The organism is Pseudomonas sp. CP-1, from assembly GCF_021213715.1.
Lineage (GTDB): Bacteria > Pseudomonadota > Gammaproteobacteria > Pseudomonadales > Pseudomonadaceae > Pseudomonas > Pseudomonas aeruginosa.
The window spans coordinates 386,031-402,677 of sequence record NZ_JAJQKY010000002.1; the positions used below are offsets into that span (position 1 = coordinate 386,031).

The window sequence follows — 16,647 nt, forward strand, 5'->3', positions numbered from 1 at the left end:
CCCGTTCATTCACTTCGGAGTGTTAACAAGAATGGCAAAGATCGTCGACATCAAGGGCCGTGAGGTCCTGGACTCCCGCGGCAACCCTACCGTTGAAGCGGACGTGATCCTGGACAACGGCATCGTCGGCAGCGCCTGCGCGCCTTCCGGTGCTTCCACCGGTTCCCGCGAGGCCCTCGAGCTGCGCGATGGCGACAAGAGCCGTTACCTGGGCAAGGGCGTGCTGAAAGCCGTGGCCAACATCAACGGCCCGATCCGCGACCTGCTGCTGGGCAAGGACGCGGCCGACCAGAAAGCCCTCGACCACGCGATGATCGAGCTGGACGGCACCGAGAACAAGGCCAAGCTGGGCGCCAACGCGATCCTCGCGGTGTCCCTGGCTGCCGCCAAGGCCGCCGCACAGGCCAAGGGCGTACCGCTGTACGCGCACATCGCTGACCTCAACGGCACTCCCGGCCAGTACTCCATGCCGGTGCCGATGATGAACATCATCAACGGCGGCGAGCATGCGGACAACAACGTCGATATCCAGGAATTCATGGTCCAGCCGGTCGGTGCGAAGAACTTCGCCGAGGCGCTGCGCATGGGCGCCGAGATCTTCCATCACCTCAAGGCCGTGCTGAAGGCCCGTGGCCTGAACACCGCCGTCGGTGACGAAGGCGGCTTCGCGCCGAACCTGTCGTCCAACGAAGGCGCCCTGGCCGCCATCGCCGAGGCCGTCGAGAAGGCCGGCTACAAGCTGGGCGACGACGTGACCCTGGCCCTGGACTGCGCCTCCAGCGAATTCTTCAAGGACGGCAAGTACGACCTGGAAGGCGAAGGCAAGGTATTCGACGCCGCTGGTTTCGCCGACTACCTGGCCGGCCTGACCCAGCGCTACCCGATCATCTCCATCGAGGACGGCATGGACGAGTCCGACTGGGCCGGCTGGAAAGGCCTGACCGACAAGATCGGCGCCAAGGTCCAACTGGTCGGCGACGACCTGTTCGTGACCAACACCAAGATCCTCAAGGAAGGCATCGAGAAGGGCATCGGCAATTCGATCCTGATCAAGTTCAACCAGATCGGTTCGCTCACCGAGACCCTGGAGGCCATCCAGATGGCCAAGGCCGCCGGCTATACCGCGGTGATCTCGCACCGCTCCGGCGAAACCGAGGACTCGACCATCGCCGACCTGGCCGTGGGTACCGCCGCCGGTCAGATCAAGACCGGTTCGCTGTGCCGCTCCGACCGCGTGTCCAAGTACAACCAGTTGCTGCGCATCGAAGAGCAACTGGGCGCCAAGGCGCCGTACCGTGGTCGCGCGGAATTCCGCGGCTGAGCCTAGTCTGGTACGGTGAAGGGGTGGCAAGAGCCACCCCTTTTCTTCTCAAGGAGTTCGAGGCTTGAGGTTACGTAGCCCCTACTGGCTGTTCGTGGTGCTGATCCTGGCGCTGGCGGGCCTGCAATATCGCCTGTGGGTCGGCGATGGCAGCCTGGCGCAGGTGCGCGACCTGCAGAAGCAGATCGCCGACCAGCATGGCGAGAACGAGCGCCTGCTGGAGCGCAACCGGATTCTCGAAGCCGAAGTCGCCGAGCTGAAGAAAGGCACCGAGACCGTCGAGGAGCGTGCGCGGCACGAGCTCGGCATGGTCAAGGACGGCGAAACCCTCTACCAGCTCGCCAAGTGAGCTGACGACCCTTCTCCCGATGACGACTTCCGACCTTCCCGCCTTCTGGACGGTGATCCCCGCCGCCGGCGTGGGTTCGCGCATGCGCGCCGACCGCCCGAAGCAATATCTCGATCTTGCCGGTCGCACCGTGATCGAGCGCACCCTCGATTGTTTCCTCGAACACCCGATGCTCAGGGGCCTGGTGGTCTGCCTGGCCGAGGACGATCCCTACTGGTCCGGGCTGGACTGCGCCGCCAGCCGGCATGTGCAGCGCGCCGCCGGGGGCGCCGAGCGCGCCGGCTCGGTGTTGAACGGCTTGCTGCGCCTGCTGGAGTTGGGGGCACAGGCCGACGACTGGGTGCTGGTGCATGACGCCGCGCGGCCGAACCTGACCCGCGGCGACCTCGACCGCCTGCTCGAAGAACTCGCCGAAGATCCGGTCGGCGGGCTGCTGGCGGTGCCGGCGAGGGACACCCTCAAGCGCTCCGACCGCGACGGCCGGGTCAGCGAAACCATCGACCGCTCGGTGGTCTGGCTGGCCTATACGCCGCAGATGTTCCGCCTCGGCGCCCTGCACCGGGCACTGGCCGATGCGCTGGTGGCCGGCGTGGCGATCACCGACGAGGCTTCGGCGATGGAGTGGGCCGGCTATGCGCCGAAACTGGTGGAAGGGCGCGCCGACAACCTGAAGATCACCACCCCGGAAGACCTGCTGCGCCTGCAGCGCAGTTTTCCGCACTGAACCCTGGCACAAGAAAGCCGACCCTCGGGTCAGCTTTCTTGTCGTTGCAGGCTCGCTCGTTCAGCTTTCCAGCGGCACCTCTATGAGGAAGCGGAACAGCGCGCCATGCTGCTCCACCGCCAGGCATTTGTAGCCCTGGCGCTGGGTATCTTCGGGAATCCCGTGGACCGATTGCGAGCAGTCGGTGACCACTTCCAGGCGTTCGCCCGGCTGCATGGTCGCCAGGGTTTCCAGGGTGGCGATGGCGTTGTACGGGCAATGTTCGCCGCGCAGGTCAAGCGACAGGGTCGGTTTGTCGGTCTGGCTCATGGTTCGGTTTCCGCGGTCGGGTGAATCGGGAGGCGTTCAGTTGCACCAGCAGCAGGCACAGGGCCAGGCCGGCGAAGGTCAACAGCAGGCCGTTGCCGGGCCCGAAGCTTTCCAGCAGGTCGAGCTTGGGATAGGGCAGGGCTAGGCGGGTACCCAACTGGTCCCAAAAGACCGCCACCAGGGTTCCGCCGATGACGTTGCCGATGCCGACCACCCAGAAGTGCACCTGGCCTTCCATCGAACGGTACATCCAGCCGGTCTCGCAACCGCCGGCGAGGACGATGCCGATGCCGAAGAGAATGCCGCCGATGATCGCATTCGGGCCCATCCAGAAGATCTTCGGCGCGACGCCCAGGCGGATCGCGGCGAAGGTACCGATGCAGGCGGCCGCCATGCCGAGCAGGATGCCGAAGGCGGCGCGGGTCCGGCCGGTGGTCCAGAGGTCCCGTGCGGCGCTGGTGAAGCAGATCTGCGCGCGCTCGATCAGGCCGCCGAACAGCAGGCCGAACAGGCAGGCCATGCCCAGCACCAGCGATACCTCGAAGCGCCAGGCGGCGAACAGCGCGGCGAGCGCCAGCACCGCCAGGCCCAGGCGGGCCTGCAGGCGTGTGCGTCGGGCCAGGCTTTCGGCGTCGGGCAGGGCGCTGGCCGTGGCGCCGACTTTCAGCGGCGTGCGCAGGAACGGCAGCAGGCTGATCTTCACGCCGATCCAGGCGCCGCCGACGGTGGCGAACATGAAGGCCCAGGCGTGCAGGGAAAACATCGGGATACCGGTGAAGAACGCCGCCAGGTTGCAGCCCATCGCCAGGCGCGCGCCGAAGCCGGCGACGATACCGCCGACCAGGCCCTGCAGCAGGCGGCGTTTGCTGGTCGGCCAGCGCAGGCTGACGTTGCCGGCCCAGAGGGCGCAGCACAGGGCGCCGAGGAACATGCCGATGATCATCACTCCGTCGATCCGGTCCAGCGGCGTGCCTTGAAGGCCGATCAGCCTGAAGTAGCTCCAGTCCTGTGGCTGGTAGCCGAACCAGGACAGCACGTGGCCGCCCCAGCGGGTGAATTCGCCGGTCACCGCCCAGAAGGTGCCGGTGAGCGCGAAGTAGTAGGCGGAGGCGACGCCGAGGGCGACCAGCGCCGGCAGCGGCGACCAGAACCTCACCAGGTAGCGTTGGCGAAACGCATTGAGGGCAGACATGCGACTTCCTTGAATCGATAGCGGGTGGAGCGGGAAACCGCCAAGTCTATCGCAGCGGCGAAACGCCTTACTGCTTCAGCGCAGGTTTTTCTCCCCGGCGAGTCCCGGATGGGATTGCGCCAGGCCTTCCTTGAGATAGTCCACCAGTTGCCGGACTTTCGGCGACAGGTGCCGCTGCTGCGGGTACAGCGCCCATACCGCGGTATTCGGCGGCTGGTGGCCTTCCAGCAGGGAGACCAGGCGGCCGCTGCGCAGATGCTCGATCACATAGTAGTCAGGCAACTGGCACAGGCCGAAGCCGCGCAGGGCGGCGTCGAGCACCGCCTGGCCGCTGTTGCAGCGCCAGTTGCCCTGGACCCGGTGCTGGGTTTCCCGGCCGTCCTCGAGGAAGCTCCACAGGTCGCTGCTGCCGATCAGGCAATTGAACTGGCCGAGTTCCGTCGGCGACTGCGGAGTACCGTGGCGGCGCAGGTATTCCGGGGTGGCGCAGAGGTACATGAGGCGTGGCGCCAACCGTGTGGCGACCAATCGCGAATCGCTCAGGCGGCCGAGGCGGATGGCCAGGTCGAAGCCCTCGTGGAGCAGGTCCAGTTGGCGGTTGGACAGCTCGATGTCGACCCGCAGTTGCGGATAGTCGGCCATGAAGGCATTCACCAGCGGGACGATGAAACGTTCGCCGTAGGCCACCGCGCAGGTCATGCGCAGCAGGCCCTTGGGCTCCGCGGAGAGGTCGCTGACCGCGCGCAGGGCTTCGTCGCGGGCGTCCTGCAGGCGCTGGCAATGTTGCAGGAAGGTCTGTCCGGCTTCGCTCAGCGACACTCGCCGGGTGCTGCGGTAGAGCAGGCGGGTCTGCAGGCGCTCCTCCAGGCGGGCGACCTGGCGGCTGATGTGCGACGAGGAAACGCCCATGCGTTCGGCTGCCGCGGTGAACTGCCCGGTTTCGGCGACAGCGACGAATTCGTCGAGTCCTTCCCAGCGATTCATCTGGATTGTCCCTGTATGGCAATAATGTTTTGATTATTGCCTGATTATTCCTTGAAACGCGGTTTTCTACACTTTCCGTTTCAGTGGGTCGCTTAGCGGCCCGCCGGCTTCCATCGTTCAGGAGTTCCCAGATGATCAAGTCCCGTGCCGCCGTCGCCTTCGCCCCCAACAAGCCGTTGGAAATCGTCGAGGTGGATGTGGCGCCGCCGCAGAAGGGCGAGGTACTGGTGCGCATCGTCGCCACCGGCGTCTGCCATACCGACGCGTACACCCTGTCCGGCCAGGATTCCGAGGGGGTGTTCCCGTGCATTCTGGGCCACGAAGGTGGCGGCATCGTCGAAGCGGTGGGCGAGGGCGTGACCTCCCTGCAGGTGGGCGACCATGTCATCCCGCTGTACACCGCCGAGTGCGGCAAGTGCAAATTCTGCCTGTCCGGCAAGACCAACCTCTGCCAGGCCGTGCGCGCCACCCAGGGCAAGGGCCTGATGCCCGACGGCACCAGCCGTTTCTCCTACAAGGGCGAGCCGGTCTTCCACTACATGGGCTGCTCGACCTTCTCCGAATACACCGTGCTGCCGGAAATCTCCCTGGCGAAGATTCCCAAGGACGCGCCGCTGGAGAAGGTCTGCCTGCTTGGTTGCGGCGTCACCACCGGGATCGGCGCCGTGCTGAATACCGCCAAGGTGGAAGAGGGCGCTACCGTTGCCATCTTCGGCCTGGGCGGTATCGGCCTGGCGGCGATCATCGGGGCGAAGATGGCCAAGGCCGCGCGCATCATCGCGGTCGACATCAACCCGGGCAAGTTCGACATCGCCAGGGAGCTGGGCGCCACCGACTTCATCAATCCGAAGGACTACGACAAGCCGATCCAGGACGTCATCGTCGAACTGACCGATGGCGGCGTCGACTACTCCTTCGAGTGCGTCGGCAACGTGCAGTTGATGCGCGCCGCGCTGGAATGCTGCCACAAGGGCTGGGGCGAGTCGGTGATCATCGGTGTCGCCGGCGCCGGCCAGGAAATCAGCACCCGGCCGTTCCAACTGGTCACCGGCCGCGTCTGGCGCGGTTCGGCGTTCGGCGGGGTGCGCGGGCGCAGCGAGTTGCCGAGCTATGTCGAGAAGGCGCAGAAGGGCGAGATCCCGCTGGATACCTTCATCACCCACACCATGGGGCTGGAGGACATCAACGAGGCCTTCGAGCTGATGCACGAAGGCAAGAGCATCCGCACCGTCATTCATTACTGACAAGCCGTCGCGGCGGGCCCTGCGGCTCGCCACGACCGTTTCACGGAGGTCACGTGAAGGATTCCCTCGAACTGATCGGCAGCCAGAAGTCCTTCGGCGGCTGGCACCAGCGTTACCGTCATTTTTCCCGGACCCTGAACTGCGAGATGGTCTTCGCCATCTACCTGCCGCCCCAGGCCGAGCCGGAGGCGGCGCTGCCGGCCCTGTACTGGCTGTCCGGGCTGACCTGTACCGACGAGAACTTCATGCAGAAGGCCGGTGCCCAGCGGGTCGCCGCCGAACTGGGATTGGTACTGGTGGCGCCGGATACCAGCCCGCGCGGCAGCGGTGTCCCCGGCGATCCCGACGGCGCCTGGGACTTCGGCCTGGGCGCAGGCTTCTACCTGAACGCCACGCAGGAGCCCTGGGCCGCGCACTACCGCATGCACGACTACGTGGTGCACGAGTTGCCGGCGCTGATCGAGGCGCATTTCCCGGTGTCCCGGCGGCGCGGCATCAGCGGGCACTCGATGGGTGGGCATGGCGCGCTGGTCTGCGCGCTGCGCAACCCGGGGCGCTACCTGTCGCTGTCGGCCTTCGCGCCGATCTGCCATCCGAGCGATTGCCCCTGGGGCCAGAAGGCATTCTCTCGCTACCTGGGCGAGGACCCGGCGGCCTGGCGCGAGTGGGATGCCTGTGCGTTGCTCGAGGGTGCGTCCGAACGCTTGCCGATCCTGGTCGACCAGGGCGAGCGCGACGACTTCCTCGCCGTCCAGCTCAAGCCGGAAGCGCTGCGCAATGCGGCGGACAAGGCCGGCCACCCGCTGGAGCTGCGTCTGCAACCAGGCTACGACCACAGCTACTACTTCATCGCCAGTTTCATCGAGGATCACCTGCGCCACCATGCCCAGGTTCTCAACGGTTGATCCGCGATACCTGAAGCCTGCCCCGATCCGGGGTAGAATCACGCCCTGATTCCAACCAGGGCGTTTTTTCATGCGAATTGGCCATGGCTACGACGTGCATCGCTTCGGCGAGGGCGACTTCATCACCCTCGGCGGCGTGCGCATTCCCCACAAACATGGGCTGGTCGCCCACTCCGACGGCGACGTGCTGCTGCACGCCTTGTCCGATGCGCTGCTCGGCGCGGCGGCGCTGGGCGACATCGGCAAGCACTTCCCGGACACCGACCCGCGGTTCAAGGGCGCCGACAGTCGCGCGCTGCTGCGACACGTGGTCGCCATCGTCGCCGAGAAGGGCTGGAAGGTCGGCAACGTCGACGCCACCATCGTCGCCCAGGCACCGAAGATGGCGCCGCACATCGAAACCATGCGCGGGTCGATCGCCGAGGACCTCGGCGTCGCGGTCGACCAGGTCAACGTCAAGGCCACCACTACCGAGCGGCTAGGTTTCACCGGACGCGAAGAGGGCATTGCTGTACATGCGGTCGCTTTGCTGATGGCCCGATGAGCGTTCTCGGCGAACTCGACCTGCTCGGGCCGCGCGCCCATGGGGCAGCCTGCGGCGAGGCGGTGCTCAAGGCCGTGGCCGAGGACTTCCAGGTCGACGAGGTGCTGGACATTCCCCTCAGCGGTGAAGGCGAGCACCTCTGGTTGTGGGTGGAAAAGCGCGGATTGAACACCGAGGAGGCGGCCCGTCGCCTCGGCCGCGCCGCCGGCGTGCAGCAGAAGAACGTCAGCTACGCCGGGTTGAAGGACCGCCAGGCCCTGACCCGGCAATGGTTCAGCCTGCACCTGCCGGGCAAGGCCGATCCCGACCTGGGCGCAGCCGAGGGCGCGGACCTGCGGATTCTTCGCCGCACCCGTCATTCGCGCAAGTTGCAGCGAGGCGCGCATGCCGCCAACGGCTTCACCCTGCGTCTGACCGGGCTGCGGGCGGAGCGTGCCCTTCTCGACGCGCGCTTGGAACGTATCGCCGCGGACGGCGTGCCCAACTATTTCGGCCTGCAACGCTTCGGCCACGGCGGCGGCAACCTGGTCGACGCGCGCAGTTGCGCGGAACAGGACCTGCTGCCGGCGAACCGCAACCTGCGTTCGCGCTTCCTTTCCGCCGGGCGCAGCTACCTGTTCAACCGCCTGCTCGCCGAGCGGGTCGCGGAGGGTAGCTGGAACCGGGCAGCGGTTGGCGACCTGCTGGCCTTCACCGACAGCCGCAGCTTTTTCCTCGCTGGCGAGGAAGAATGCCGCGATGCCCGTCTGGCCGCCCTCGACCTGCACCCCACCGGACCGCTCTGGGGCGAGGGCGATCCGCCGAGCGGCGCCGGCGTCCTCGACCGCGAGCTGGCCCTGGCCGGGAGCGAGCCGGCGCTCTGCCGCTGGCTGGCGAAGGCGGGCATGGCGCACGAACGGCGCATCCTGCGGCTCCCCATCCAGGGGCTGGCGTGGCATTATCCCGAACCTGATGTTCTGCAACTGGAATTCGTCCTGCCGGCCGGTTGTTTCGCCACCGTAGTGGTGCGTGAAATCCTCGACCTGGTACCGACAGGGCAGACGGAAAACCCATGCGCATACTGATTGCCAACGACGACGGGGTGACCGCACCCGGTATCGCCGCGCTTTACGACGCGCTGGCGGATCATGCCGATTGCGTAGTGATCGCCCCCGACCAGGACAAGAGCGGCGCCAGCAGTTCCCTGACGCTGGACCGCCCGCTGCACCCGCAGCGCCTGGACAACGGATTCATCAGCCTCAACGGCACGCCGACCGACTGCGTGCACCTGGGCCTGAACGGCTTGCTGGAGGAATTGCCGGACATGGTGGTCTCGGGTATCAACCTGGGCGCCAACCTCGGCGATGACGTCCTCTATTCCGGTACCGTGGCGGCGGCCATCGAAGGGCGCTTCCTGAAGGGGCCGGCCTTCGCCTTCTCGCTGGTCTCGCGGTTGACGGACAACCTGCCCACCGCCATGCACTTCGCCCGCCTGCTGGTCTCCGCCCACGAGCGCCTGGCCGTGCCGCCGCGTACCGTGCTCAACGTCAATATCCCGAACCTGCCGCTGGATCGCGTACGCGGTATCCAGCTGACCCGCCTCGGGCACCGCGCCCGTGCCGCCGCACCGGTGAAGGTGGTCAATCCGCGCGGCAAGGAAGGCTACTGGATCGCCGCGGCCGGCGATGCCGAGGATGGCGGGCCGGGGACGGATTTCCACGCGGTCATGCAAGGCTACGTGTCGATCACTCCGTTGCAGCTGGACCGTACCTTCCACGAAGCCTTCGGCGGCCTCGACGAGTGGCTGGGAGGACTGACGTGATGTCCGAAGACCTGCATCGCCGGGGTATCGGCATGACCTCCCAGCGTACCCGAGAGCGCCTGATCCAGCGCCTGTACGAAGAAGGTCTGTCCAACGCCCACGTGCTCGAGGTGATCCGCCGCACGCCGCGTCATCTGTTCGTCGACGAGGCGCTCTCGCATCGCGCCTACGAAGACACTGCCCTGCCGATCGGCCACAACCAGACCATTTCCCAGCCGTTCATGGTGGCGCGGATGACCGAGTTGCTGCTGGCGGCCGGCCCGCTGGACAAGGTCATGGAGATCGGTACCGGGTCCGGCTACCAGACCGCGGTGCTGGCCCAACTGGTCGAGCGGGTCTTCTCCGTCGAGCGGATCCAGGCGTTGCAGGACAAGGCCAAGGAGCGTCTTGCGGAGCTAAACCTGCGTAATGTTGTCTTTCGTTGGGGCGATGGCTGGGAGGGCTGGTCGGCGTTGGCTCCCTACAATGGAATCATCGTCACCGCGGCGGCCACGGAAGTCCCGCAGTCGTTGCTGGACCAGTTGGCGCCGGGGGGCCGTCTGGTGATCCCGGTCGGTGGCGGCGAGGTCCAGCAACTGATGCTGATCGTCCGCACCGAGGACGGGTTCAGCCGCCAGGTACTCGACTCGGTACGTTTCGTCCCGCTGCTCAACGGCCCGATCGCCTGAGCCGGCGGCCGGCGTCGCCGGCCCGATTGAACGAAAGCGAAGAAGATGGATAAGGGGGAAGGATTGAGGCTAGCAGCGACCCTGCGGCAATGGACTCGGCTCTACGGTGGCTGCCACCTGTTGCTCGGGGCCGTCGTCTGTTCCCTTCTCGCCGCCTGTTCGTCGTCGCCTCCCGGCGGGGTCAAGGTCGTCGATCGCAACGGTTCCGCGCCTGCCGCTGCGCGGCGTACGCCGGTCACCAGCGGGCAGTACATCGTGCGCCGCGGCGACACCCTGTATTCCATTGCCTTTCGCTTCGGCTGGGACTGGAAAGCCCTGGCCGCGCGCAATGGCATCGCGCCGCCCTATACCATCCAGGTCGGTCAAGCTATCCAATTTGGTGGGCGGGCACCGGCGCAACCGTCCGTCGCGAAAAACACGCCGGTCGTCGCTCCGTCCGTGGCGACCAAGCCTGCCCCGGTTCCACCCGCTGTTAGTACGTCGGTACCTGCCAAGCCCGCACCGGCTCCGGCCTCGACCACGACCCCACCCAGCAGCGGCGCGACTCCCGTCGTTGCGGGGCCTGCGGTGGGCGGTTGGGCATGGCCTGCGAGCGGTACTCTGATCGGCCGTTTTGCCTCAAACGGAAGTTTGAATAAAGGGATTGATATAGCCGGTCAATTGGGCCAGCCTGTCCTGGCTGCGTCTGGTGGGACCGTTGTATACGCCGGTAGTGGTTTGCGGGGCTACGGCGAGTTGGTCATCATCAAACACAACGAGACCTACGTGAGTGCCTACGGTCACAACCGCAGGCTGCTGGTGCGGGAAGGGCAACAGGTCAAGGTAGGGCAATCGATTGCCGAGATGGGCTCCACAGGAACCGATCGGGTGAAGCTGCACTTCGAGATTCGCCGCCAGGGTAAGCCTGTCGATCCACTGCAATATTTGCCACGTCGCTGACCGGGAGTTCGCCCGCCCACATCATGTAGGTGAGCGGGTCCGGGCGTGTCCAGCGGGAAAGGAATCGCCCGGGCTTGAGTCGAACTCATGCAAGGGATAACGACATGGCACTCAAAAAAGAAGGGCCGGAGTTTGACCACGATGATGAAGTGCTCCTCCTGGAGCCCGGCATCATGCTGGACGAGTCGTCTGCCGACGAGCAGCCTTCTCCCCGGGCAACTCCAAAAGCCACCACTTCCTTCTCTTCCAAACAACACAAGCACATCGACTACACGCGCGCGTTGGACGCAACGCAGCTGTATCTCAACGAAATCGGTTTCTCGCCCCTGTTGACGCCCGAAGAGGAAGTCCACTTCGCTCGTCTGGCGCAGAAGGGCGATCCCGCTGGTCGGAAGCGGATGATCGAGAGCAACCTGCGGTTGGTGGTGAAGATCGCCCGGCGCTATGTCAATCGCGGACTGTCCCTGCTCGACCTGATCGAGGAAGGCAACCTAGGCCTGATCCGCGCCGTGGAGAAGTTCGATCCGGAGCGCGGATTCCGGTTCTCGACCTACGCCACCTGGTGGATCCGCCAGACCATCGAACGGGCCATCATGAACCAGACCCGGACCATTCGCTTGCCGATCCATGTGGTCAAGGAGCTCAACGTCTACCTGCGTGCGGCGCGGGAACTGACCCACAAGCTCGACCACGAACCTTCACCCGAAGAAATCGCCAACCTGCTGGAGAAGCCGGTCGCCGAGGTCAAGCGCATGCTCGGCCTGAACGAACGGGTGACTTCGGTAGACGTCTCTCTTGGTCCGGACTCGGACAAGACCCTGCTGGATACGCTCACCGACGATCGCCCCACCGATCCGTGCGAGCTGCTGCAGGATGACGATCTCAGCGAAAGCATCGACCAGTGGCTGACGGAACTCACCGACAAGCAGCGTGAGGTGGTGATTCGCCGCTTCGGCTTGCGCGGGCACGAAAGCAGCACGCTGGAAGAGGTCGGTCAGGAAATCGGCCTGACCCGCGAGCGGGTTCGTCAGATCCAGGTCGAGGCGCTGAAGCGCCTGCGGGAGATCTTGGAGAAGAACGGCCTGTCGAGTGACGCGCTGTTCCAGTGACGGAAAACCTTAGACCCACTGAAGACCCGGCGTTCGCCGGGTTTTTTGTGTCTGCTCTTGTAAGCATTAACTTACACGGCGTGTGAGCCTAAGTAGATAAATGCCCGGGAGGTTTGCCAAAAACGCTCGGTGAATTTAAGTAACTTATTGAAAATAAAGGAATATATTTTTCTAAAATGACTGCCGAAGAAGCTTCGCTGGGTTTTCTGGCAGGTTGCGGGAGCACAGGGAATCGCTAATATCACTCCTGCGTACAGGGAACACGCAACCCCGAAGGATCGGGGAAGGGACGTCGCCAGGGAGGCGATTCATCAGGACGATGACGAGGGACTGAAGAGTGGGCGGGGTAATACCCCGCCCCTTTTTTTTGCCTGCCGTTTTACTCGTCGCCAAAGAAAAGGCCCGCTGTTTGCGGGCCTTGGCGTATCAGCGCTCCAGATGCTGGAGCTTGCCGGCGACGCCGTCCCATTCCTCGGCGTCGGGCAGGGCATCCTTCTTCTCGGTGATGTTCGGCCAGACTTCCGCCAGCTCGCTGTTCAGCTCGATGAATTCCTGCATGTTCTCCGGCACTTCGTCTTCGGAGAAAATCGCCTGGGCCGGACATTCGGGCTCGCACAGGGCGCAGTCGATGCACTCGTCCGGATGGATGACCAGGAAGTTGGGTCCTTCGTAGAAGCAGTCTACCGGGCAGACTTCCACGCAGTCGGTGTATTTGCACTTGATGCAGTTGTCGGTGACGACGAAGGTCATTTTCTAGTTCTCTCCTCAGGCGGGCGGCTAAGCGCGCGCGATTCTAGCAGCTTGTGCGGTAGTCCGTCAGACCCGCATCTTCCATGCATATAACAGATCGAGAGCTTGCCGCGGGCTGATATCGTCGGGATTGATCCTCGACAATTCATCGATCACCGGGTGCGGCAGGCTGGCGAACAGGTCGCTCTGCATCGGCGAGGCGGGCTTGCCGCTCTGCTGGCTCGGCATCTCGTGCGGCAGGCTGGTGGTTTCCAGGCGCTTGAGGTGTTCGCGGGCGCGCTGGATTACCGGAGTCGGCACGCCGGCCAACTGGGCCACCGCGAGGCCGTAGCTCTGGCTCGCCGGTCCCGGCAGTACATGGTGCAGGAACACGATGCGTTCATTGTGCTCGGTCGCGTTCAGGTGCACGTTGGCTACCGCGGGCTGGCTTTCCGGCAGTACGGTCAGCTCGAAGTAGTGGGTGGCGAACAGGGTGAAGGCGCGAGTCCGGGCCAGGTCCTCGGCCGCTGCCCAGGCCAGCGACAGGCCGTCGAAGGTGCTGGTGCCGCGGCCGACCTCATCCATCAGCACCAGGCTCTTGTCAGTGGCGTTGTGCAGGATGTTGGCGGTTTCGCTCATCTCCACCATGAAGGTCGAGCGGCCGCCGGCAAGGTCGTCGGACGAGCCGATGCGGGTGAAGATGCGGTCCACCAGGGACAGCTCGCAGCGCGCAGCCGGAACGAAGCTGCCGATGTGCGCAAGCAGCACGATCAGCGCGGTTTGCCGCATGTAGGTGGATTTACCGCCCATGTTCGGACCGGTGATCACCAGCATCCGGGTGTCGGCATCCAGCGCCAGGTCGTTGGCCACGAACGGTGTCTCCAGCACCTGCTCGACCACCGGATGGCGGCCCTGCTCGATGTGCAGGCAGGTGTGTTCGACGAACCGTGGGCGATTCAGGTCGAGGTTCAGCGCGCGTTCGGCGAGATTCGCCAGCACGTCCAGTTCCGCCAGCGCCGAGGCGCTGTCCTGGAGCGGAGCGAGATGGCCGATCAGGCGTTCCAGCAGCTCTTCGTAGAGCGCCTTCTCGCGGGCCAGGGCGCGGCTCTGGGCCGACAGCGCCTTGTCCTCGAAGGCCTTCAGTTCCGGCGTGATGAAGCGCTCGGCGCCTTTCAGGGTCTGCCGGCGGATGTAGTCGGCCGGCGCCTGTTCGGCCTGTACCCGGGGCAGCTCGATGAAGTAGCCATGGATGCGGTTGTAGCCGACCTTCAGGTTGGGCAGGCCGGTGCGGGCCTTCTCGCGCGCTTCCAGGTCCATCAGGAATTGCCCGGCGTTTTCGCTCAGCGCCTGCAGCTCGTCCAGCTCGGCGTCATAGCCGGTCTTGATCACGCCACCGTCGCGGATCACCGCTGGCGGGTTGTCGATGATCGCCTTGGCCAGCAGTTCGGCGAGTTCGGGATAGGTGCCGATGGTGGTGGCCAGCGCCTGCAGGTGCGGCGCTTCCAGTTCGGTCATGGCGTTCTGCAGGTCCGGCAGCGCCGCCAGCGCGTCGCGCAGGCGCGCCAGGTCGCGAGGGCGGGCGTTGCGCAGGCCGATGCGGGCGAGGATGCGTTCGAGGTCGCCGATTTCCTTGAGCTGCGGTTGCAGGTTCTCGAAGCGGTAGCGTTCCAGCAGGCAGGCGATGGACTCCTGGCGGGCTTCCAGTACCGCGCGGTCACGCAGCGGACGGTTCAGCCAGCGGCTCATCAGGCGGCTGGCCATGGCGGTCTGGCAGCGGTCGACCACCGATTGCAGGGTGTTCTCGCGGCCACCGCTGAGGTTGATATCCAGCTCCAGGTTGCGGCGGCTGGCGCCGTCGAGGATCACCGTGTCATCGAGGCGGTCGTGGCGCAGGCTGCGCAGGTGCGGCAGGGCGGTACGCTGGGTTTCCTTGGCGTAGGCGAGCAGGCAGCCGGCGGCGCCGATGGCCAGGGTCAGGTTCTGGCAGCCGAAGCCTTTCAGGTCCTGGGTGCCGAATTGCTGGCAGAGGCTCTTGTGCGCCGAGTCGCGATCGAAGTCCCACGGCGCGCGGCGACGTACGCCGCGGCGCTTCTCCGCCGGCAGGCCCTGTGGCCAGTCGTCGGGAATCAGCAGCTCGGCCGGGTTGAGGCGCTCCAGTTCGGCCAGCAGGGTTTCCCAGCCTTTTATCTCCTGGACGCTGAAGCGGCCGCTGGTGATGTCCAGCACGGCGAGGCCGAACAGGCGCTCGTCGCCGAGGATCGCCGCCAGCAGGTTGTCGCGGCGTTCGTCGAGCAGCGCCTCGTCGCTCACCGTGCCGGGGGTGATGATCCGCACCACCTGGCGCTCCACCGGCCCCTTGCTGGTGGCCGGGTCGCCGATCTGCTCGCAGATCGCCACCGACTCGCCGAGCTTGACCAGCTTGGCCAGGTAGCCCTCCGCCGAATGGAAGGGAATGCCTGCCATCGGGATCGCCTTGCCGCCGGACTGGCCGCGCGCGGTCAGGGTGATGTCGAGCAGCTTGGCGGCCTTCTTCGCGTCCTCGTAGAACAGCTCGTAGAAGTCGCCCATGCGATAGAACATCAATTGGTCGGGGTGCTGATGCTTCAGTTTGAAGTACTGCTGCATCATTGGCGTGTGCTGAGAGAGGTCGGTCATACGGGCCTTCGGAAGCGGGCTTTGGACGGTGCAAAAGAGGGCAATGTTAACCCGATTCACCGGCCTGTGTCGGGTCCGTTCGGAACCGGCGCGGACCCTCAGGTCCGCGCCTGTGCGGGCTGCTTTCAGCGTGCCGCGGTATAGCTGGCGCCGAGCTTCTGCCGACCGTCGGGCAGGTTGATCTGCGCCGGGTCGAGACGCCAGACCCGCGCCGCGGTGATGTCGCCGAGGAGCAGGCTGTAGGTCGGGTCGAACGAAGTGCTGGAGAAGATCAGGTAGTCCTCGTTCACCGGCGCGGCGTCGGAATTGTCGCCCTGGCAGTGGTTGAGCGGCAGGATCGCCGGGGTGCCGGGCGGGCTGTTGGGTACGACCATGGCCAACTGGTCGTTGCCGGCCGGCTGGGTGCGCGAGAGGAAGTAGGCGGTATAGTCGCGTACCACCGGGTAATAGTCGCGGCCCCCCGCGGCCGGGGTGGCGAGGGCGCTGACCTGGCCGTTCTCCAGGTTCCTGCGCACCACCCGCAGGCTGTCGCCGGCTCCTGTCGCGTAGACCACGTACTTGCCTGAGGGGGTGAGGAACGGCATCGACTCCTCGGTGCTCCAGCCGTCGCCGGTCACGGCTTTCCAGGCGCTCACGCCGACGCTGCCATCGCCATTGAAGACCAGGGTGGCGAGGCGGATGTCGCCCTCGTGCTTGAGCACGACCTGGCGGCCGTCGAAGGAGAACTTCGGATCCTCGTTGCGACCGCCGATGGCCGCGGTCAGGTTGCTCGGCGCCTGGGTACCGCCGATGGCCCAGGCGAACACGTGCCAGGCGCCATTCTGGCGGCCCATGAAGGTCAGGTAGCGGCCGTCCGGGGAGAAATGCGCATTCATCGGGTCCTCGATGTTCCAGCCGGGCTGGTTGAGCTGGCGGGTGCTCTTGCTCTTGAAGTCGTGCAGGTAGAGGTTCGAGGAGCCGTCCCCGTACTCCATATAGCTGTGGTAGACCAGGCGCCCGCCGAGCGCGGGCAGGCTGCTGGCGGGTTGCAGGGCCAGGTTGGCGGTGCAGGCCGCATGGGCGGGGAGGCTGGCTACGGGGGAGAGGAGCAGGGCGAGGGAGAGCAGAGAGACCTTGAGTGGCGCGATGTTCATGGGGTGCCTTTCCTTGGACGGTGATGGAACACGCATGTTCG

General features: G+C 65.6%; 17 protein-coding genes. 11 read left to right on the plus strand and 6 right to left on the minus strand.

Annotated features, from left to right (window positions below; all coding sequences use genetic code 11):
* Window positions 1-31 precede the first annotated feature (31 nt).
* The 3 genes from eno to ispD all read left to right on the plus strand — a co-directional run bounded on the left by eno (window position 32) and on the right by ispD (window position 2,394).
* Window positions 32-1,321, plus strand: coding sequence for a phosphopyruvate hydratase (eno, locus tag LT948_RS05640; protein WP_232197072.1), 1,290 nt, complete (start codon window positions 32-34; stop codon window positions 1,319-1,321).
* Between the two features lie 64 nt (window positions 1,322-1,385).
* Entirely contained in the window at window positions 1,386-1,670 is a 285-nt protein-coding gene (gene ftsB, locus LT948_RS05645) for a cell division protein FtsB (protein WP_003098569.1), read from the plus strand.
* A 19-nt stretch (window positions 1,671-1,689) separates the two neighbouring features.
* Window positions 1,690-2,394, plus strand: coding sequence for a 2-C-methyl-D-erythritol 4-phosphate cytidylyltransferase (ispD, locus tag LT948_RS05650; protein WP_023097297.1), 705 nt, complete (start codon window positions 1,690-1,692; stop codon window positions 2,392-2,394).
* A 60-nt stretch (window positions 2,395-2,454) separates the two neighbouring features.
* Here the strand turns inward: ispD and yedF are convergent, their stop codons facing one another.
* The 3 genes from yedF to gfnR form a co-directional block, all read right to left on the minus strand.
* The gene (gene yedF, locus LT948_RS05655) at window positions 2,455-2,703 is read right to left on the minus strand and encodes a sulfurtransferase-like selenium metabolism protein YedF (RefSeq protein ID WP_003092358.1); all 249 of its coding nucleotides are present in this window, start codon (window positions 2,701-2,703) and stop codon (window positions 2,455-2,457) included.
* The gene (yedE, locus tag LT948_RS05660; protein ID WP_023111456.1) at window positions 2,669-3,895 is read right to left on the minus strand and encodes a selenium metabolism membrane protein YedE/FdhT; all 1,227 of its coding nucleotides are present in this window, start codon (window positions 3,893-3,895) and stop codon (window positions 2,669-2,671) included. The genes yedF and yedE overlap by 35 nt, the downstream gene beginning before the upstream one ends.
* Before the next feature lie 75 nt (window positions 3,896-3,970).
* The gene (gene gfnR / locus LT948_RS05665) at window positions 3,971-4,879 is read right to left on the minus strand and encodes a glutathione-dependent formaldehyde neutralization regulator (protein WP_003092354.1); all 909 of its coding nucleotides are present in this window, start codon (window positions 4,877-4,879) and stop codon (window positions 3,971-3,973) included.
* Window positions 4,880-5,010: 131 nt separating this feature from the next.
* Between gfnR and LT948_RS05670 the strand changes: the two genes are divergently transcribed.
* The 8 genes from LT948_RS05670 to rpoS all read left to right on the plus strand — a co-directional run bounded on the left by LT948_RS05670 (window position 5,011) and on the right by rpoS (window position 12,089).
* Complete coding sequence (locus LT948_RS05670) at window positions 5,011-6,123, plus strand: S-(hydroxymethyl)glutathione dehydrogenase/class III alcohol dehydrogenase (RefSeq protein ID WP_003092351.1); 1,113 nt, start codon at window positions 5,011-5,013, stop codon at window positions 6,121-6,123.
* Between the two features lie 53 nt (window positions 6,124-6,176).
* Window positions 6,177-7,028 carry an S-formylglutathione hydrolase gene (gene fghA, locus LT948_RS05675; RefSeq protein ID WP_003092349.1) on the plus strand — a complete coding sequence of 284 codons (852 nt, stop codon included), beginning with the start codon at window positions 6,177-6,179 and terminating at the stop codon, window positions 7,026-7,028.
* 70 nt (window positions 7,029-7,098) lie between these two features.
* Entirely contained in the window at window positions 7,099-7,572 is a 474-nt protein-coding gene (gene ispF / locus LT948_RS05680; RefSeq protein ID WP_003092346.1) for a 2-C-methyl-D-erythritol 2,4-cyclodiphosphate synthase, read from the plus strand.
* A complete protein-coding gene (gene truD, locus LT948_RS05685; RefSeq protein ID WP_003092343.1) occupies window positions 7,569-8,636 on the plus strand; it encodes a tRNA pseudouridine(13) synthase TruD in 1,068 nt (355 codons plus the stop codon). The genes ispF and truD overlap by 4 nt, the downstream gene beginning before the upstream one ends.
* Entirely contained in the window at window positions 8,624-9,373 is a 750-nt protein-coding gene (gene surE, locus LT948_RS05690) for a 5'/3'-nucleotidase SurE (protein WP_003092341.1), read from the plus strand. Before truD ends, surE begins: the two co-directional genes overlap by 13 nt.
* 32 nt (window positions 9,374-9,405) lie before the next feature.
* Window positions 9,406-10,041: a protein-L-isoaspartate(D-aspartate) O-methyltransferase gene (locus tag LT948_RS05695; protein ID WP_003098558.1), complete on the plus strand. Its 636-nt coding sequence runs from the start codon at window positions 9,406-9,408 to the stop codon at window positions 10,039-10,041.
* A 45-nt stretch (window positions 10,042-10,086) separates the two neighbouring features.
* Window positions 10,087-10,980 (plus strand): peptidoglycan DD-metalloendopeptidase family protein, encoded by an 894-nt coding sequence (locus LT948_RS05700; protein ID WP_023092574.1) that lies wholly within the window; start codon window positions 10,087-10,089, stop codon window positions 10,978-10,980.
* 104 nt (window positions 10,981-11,084) lie between these two features.
* Window positions 11,085-12,089 (plus strand): RNA polymerase sigma factor RpoS, encoded by a 1,005-nt coding sequence (rpoS, locus tag LT948_RS05705; protein ID WP_003113871.1) that lies wholly within the window; start codon window positions 11,085-11,087, stop codon window positions 12,087-12,089.
* Between the two features lie 426 nt (window positions 12,090-12,515).
* Here rpoS and fdxA read toward each other — a convergent pair whose 3' ends face one another.
* From fdxA to LT948_RS05720, 3 genes are all read right to left on the minus strand, one after another.
* On the minus strand, window positions 12,516-12,839 hold the full coding sequence (gene fdxA / locus LT948_RS05710; RefSeq protein ID WP_003092272.1) for a ferredoxin FdxA: 324 nt from the start codon (window positions 12,837-12,839) through the stop codon (window positions 12,516-12,518).
* Between the two features lie 66 nt (window positions 12,840-12,905).
* On the minus strand, window positions 12,906-15,473 hold the full coding sequence (gene mutS, locus LT948_RS05715) for a DNA mismatch repair protein MutS (RefSeq protein ID WP_003122151.1): 2,568 nt from the start codon (window positions 15,471-15,473) through the stop codon (window positions 12,906-12,908).
* Window positions 15,474-15,598: 125 nt separating this feature from the next.
* On the minus strand, window positions 15,599-16,606 hold the full coding sequence (locus LT948_RS05720) for a TolB family protein (protein ID WP_021265158.1): 1,008 nt from the start codon (window positions 16,604-16,606) through the stop codon (window positions 15,599-15,601).
* Between the last annotated feature and the right edge of the window lie 41 nt (window positions 16,607-16,647).

Coding starts and splice junctions, on each gene's coding strand:
- truD (WP_003092343.1), top strand. CDS start 7,569: ATGAGCGTTCTCGGCGAACTCGACCTGCTCGGGCCGCGCGCCCATGGG.
- ispD (WP_023097297.1), top strand. CDS start 1,690: ATGACGACTTCCGACCTTCCCGCCTTCTGGACGGTGATCCCCGCCGCC.
- LT948_RS05720 (WP_021265158.1), bottom strand. CDS start 16,606: ATGAACATCGCGCCACTCAAGGTCTCTCTGCTCTCCCTCGCCCTGCTC.
- yedF (WP_003092358.1), bottom strand. CDS start 2,703: ATGAGCCAGACCGACAAACCGACCCTGTCGCTTGACCTGCGCGGCGAA.
- LT948_RS05670 (WP_003092351.1), top strand. CDS start 5,011: ATGATCAAGTCCCGTGCCGCCGTCGCCTTCGCCCCCAACAAGCCGTTG.
- fdxA (WP_003092272.1), bottom strand. CDS start 12,839: ATGACCTTCGTCGTCACCGACAACTGCATCAAGTGCAAATACACCGAC.
- eno (WP_232197072.1), top strand. CDS start 32: ATGGCAAAGATCGTCGACATCAAGGGCCGTGAGGTCCTGGACTCCCGC.
- ispF (WP_003092346.1), top strand. CDS start 7,099: ATGCGAATTGGCCATGGCTACGACGTGCATCGCTTCGGCGAGGGCGAC.
- yedE (WP_023111456.1), bottom strand. CDS start 3,895: ATGTCTGCCCTCAATGCGTTTCGCCAACGCTACCTGGTGAGGTTCTGG.
- LT948_RS05700 (WP_023092574.1), top strand. CDS start 10,087: ATGGATAAGGGGGAAGGATTGAGGCTAGCAGCGACCCTGCGGCAATGG.
- rpoS (WP_003113871.1), top strand. CDS start 11,085: ATGGCACTCAAAAAAGAAGGGCCGGAGTTTGACCACGATGATGAAGTG.
- LT948_RS05695 (WP_003098558.1), top strand. CDS start 9,406: ATGACCTCCCAGCGTACCCGAGAGCGCCTGATCCAGCGCCTGTACGAA.
- mutS (WP_003122151.1), bottom strand. CDS start 15,473: ATGACCGACCTCTCTCAGCACACGCCAATGATGCAGCAGTACTTCAAA.
- surE (WP_003092341.1), top strand. CDS start 8,624: ATGCGCATACTGATTGCCAACGACGACGGGGTGACCGCACCCGGTATC.
- gfnR (WP_003092354.1), bottom strand. CDS start 4,879: ATGAATCGCTGGGAAGGACTCGACGAATTCGTCGCTGTCGCCGAAACC.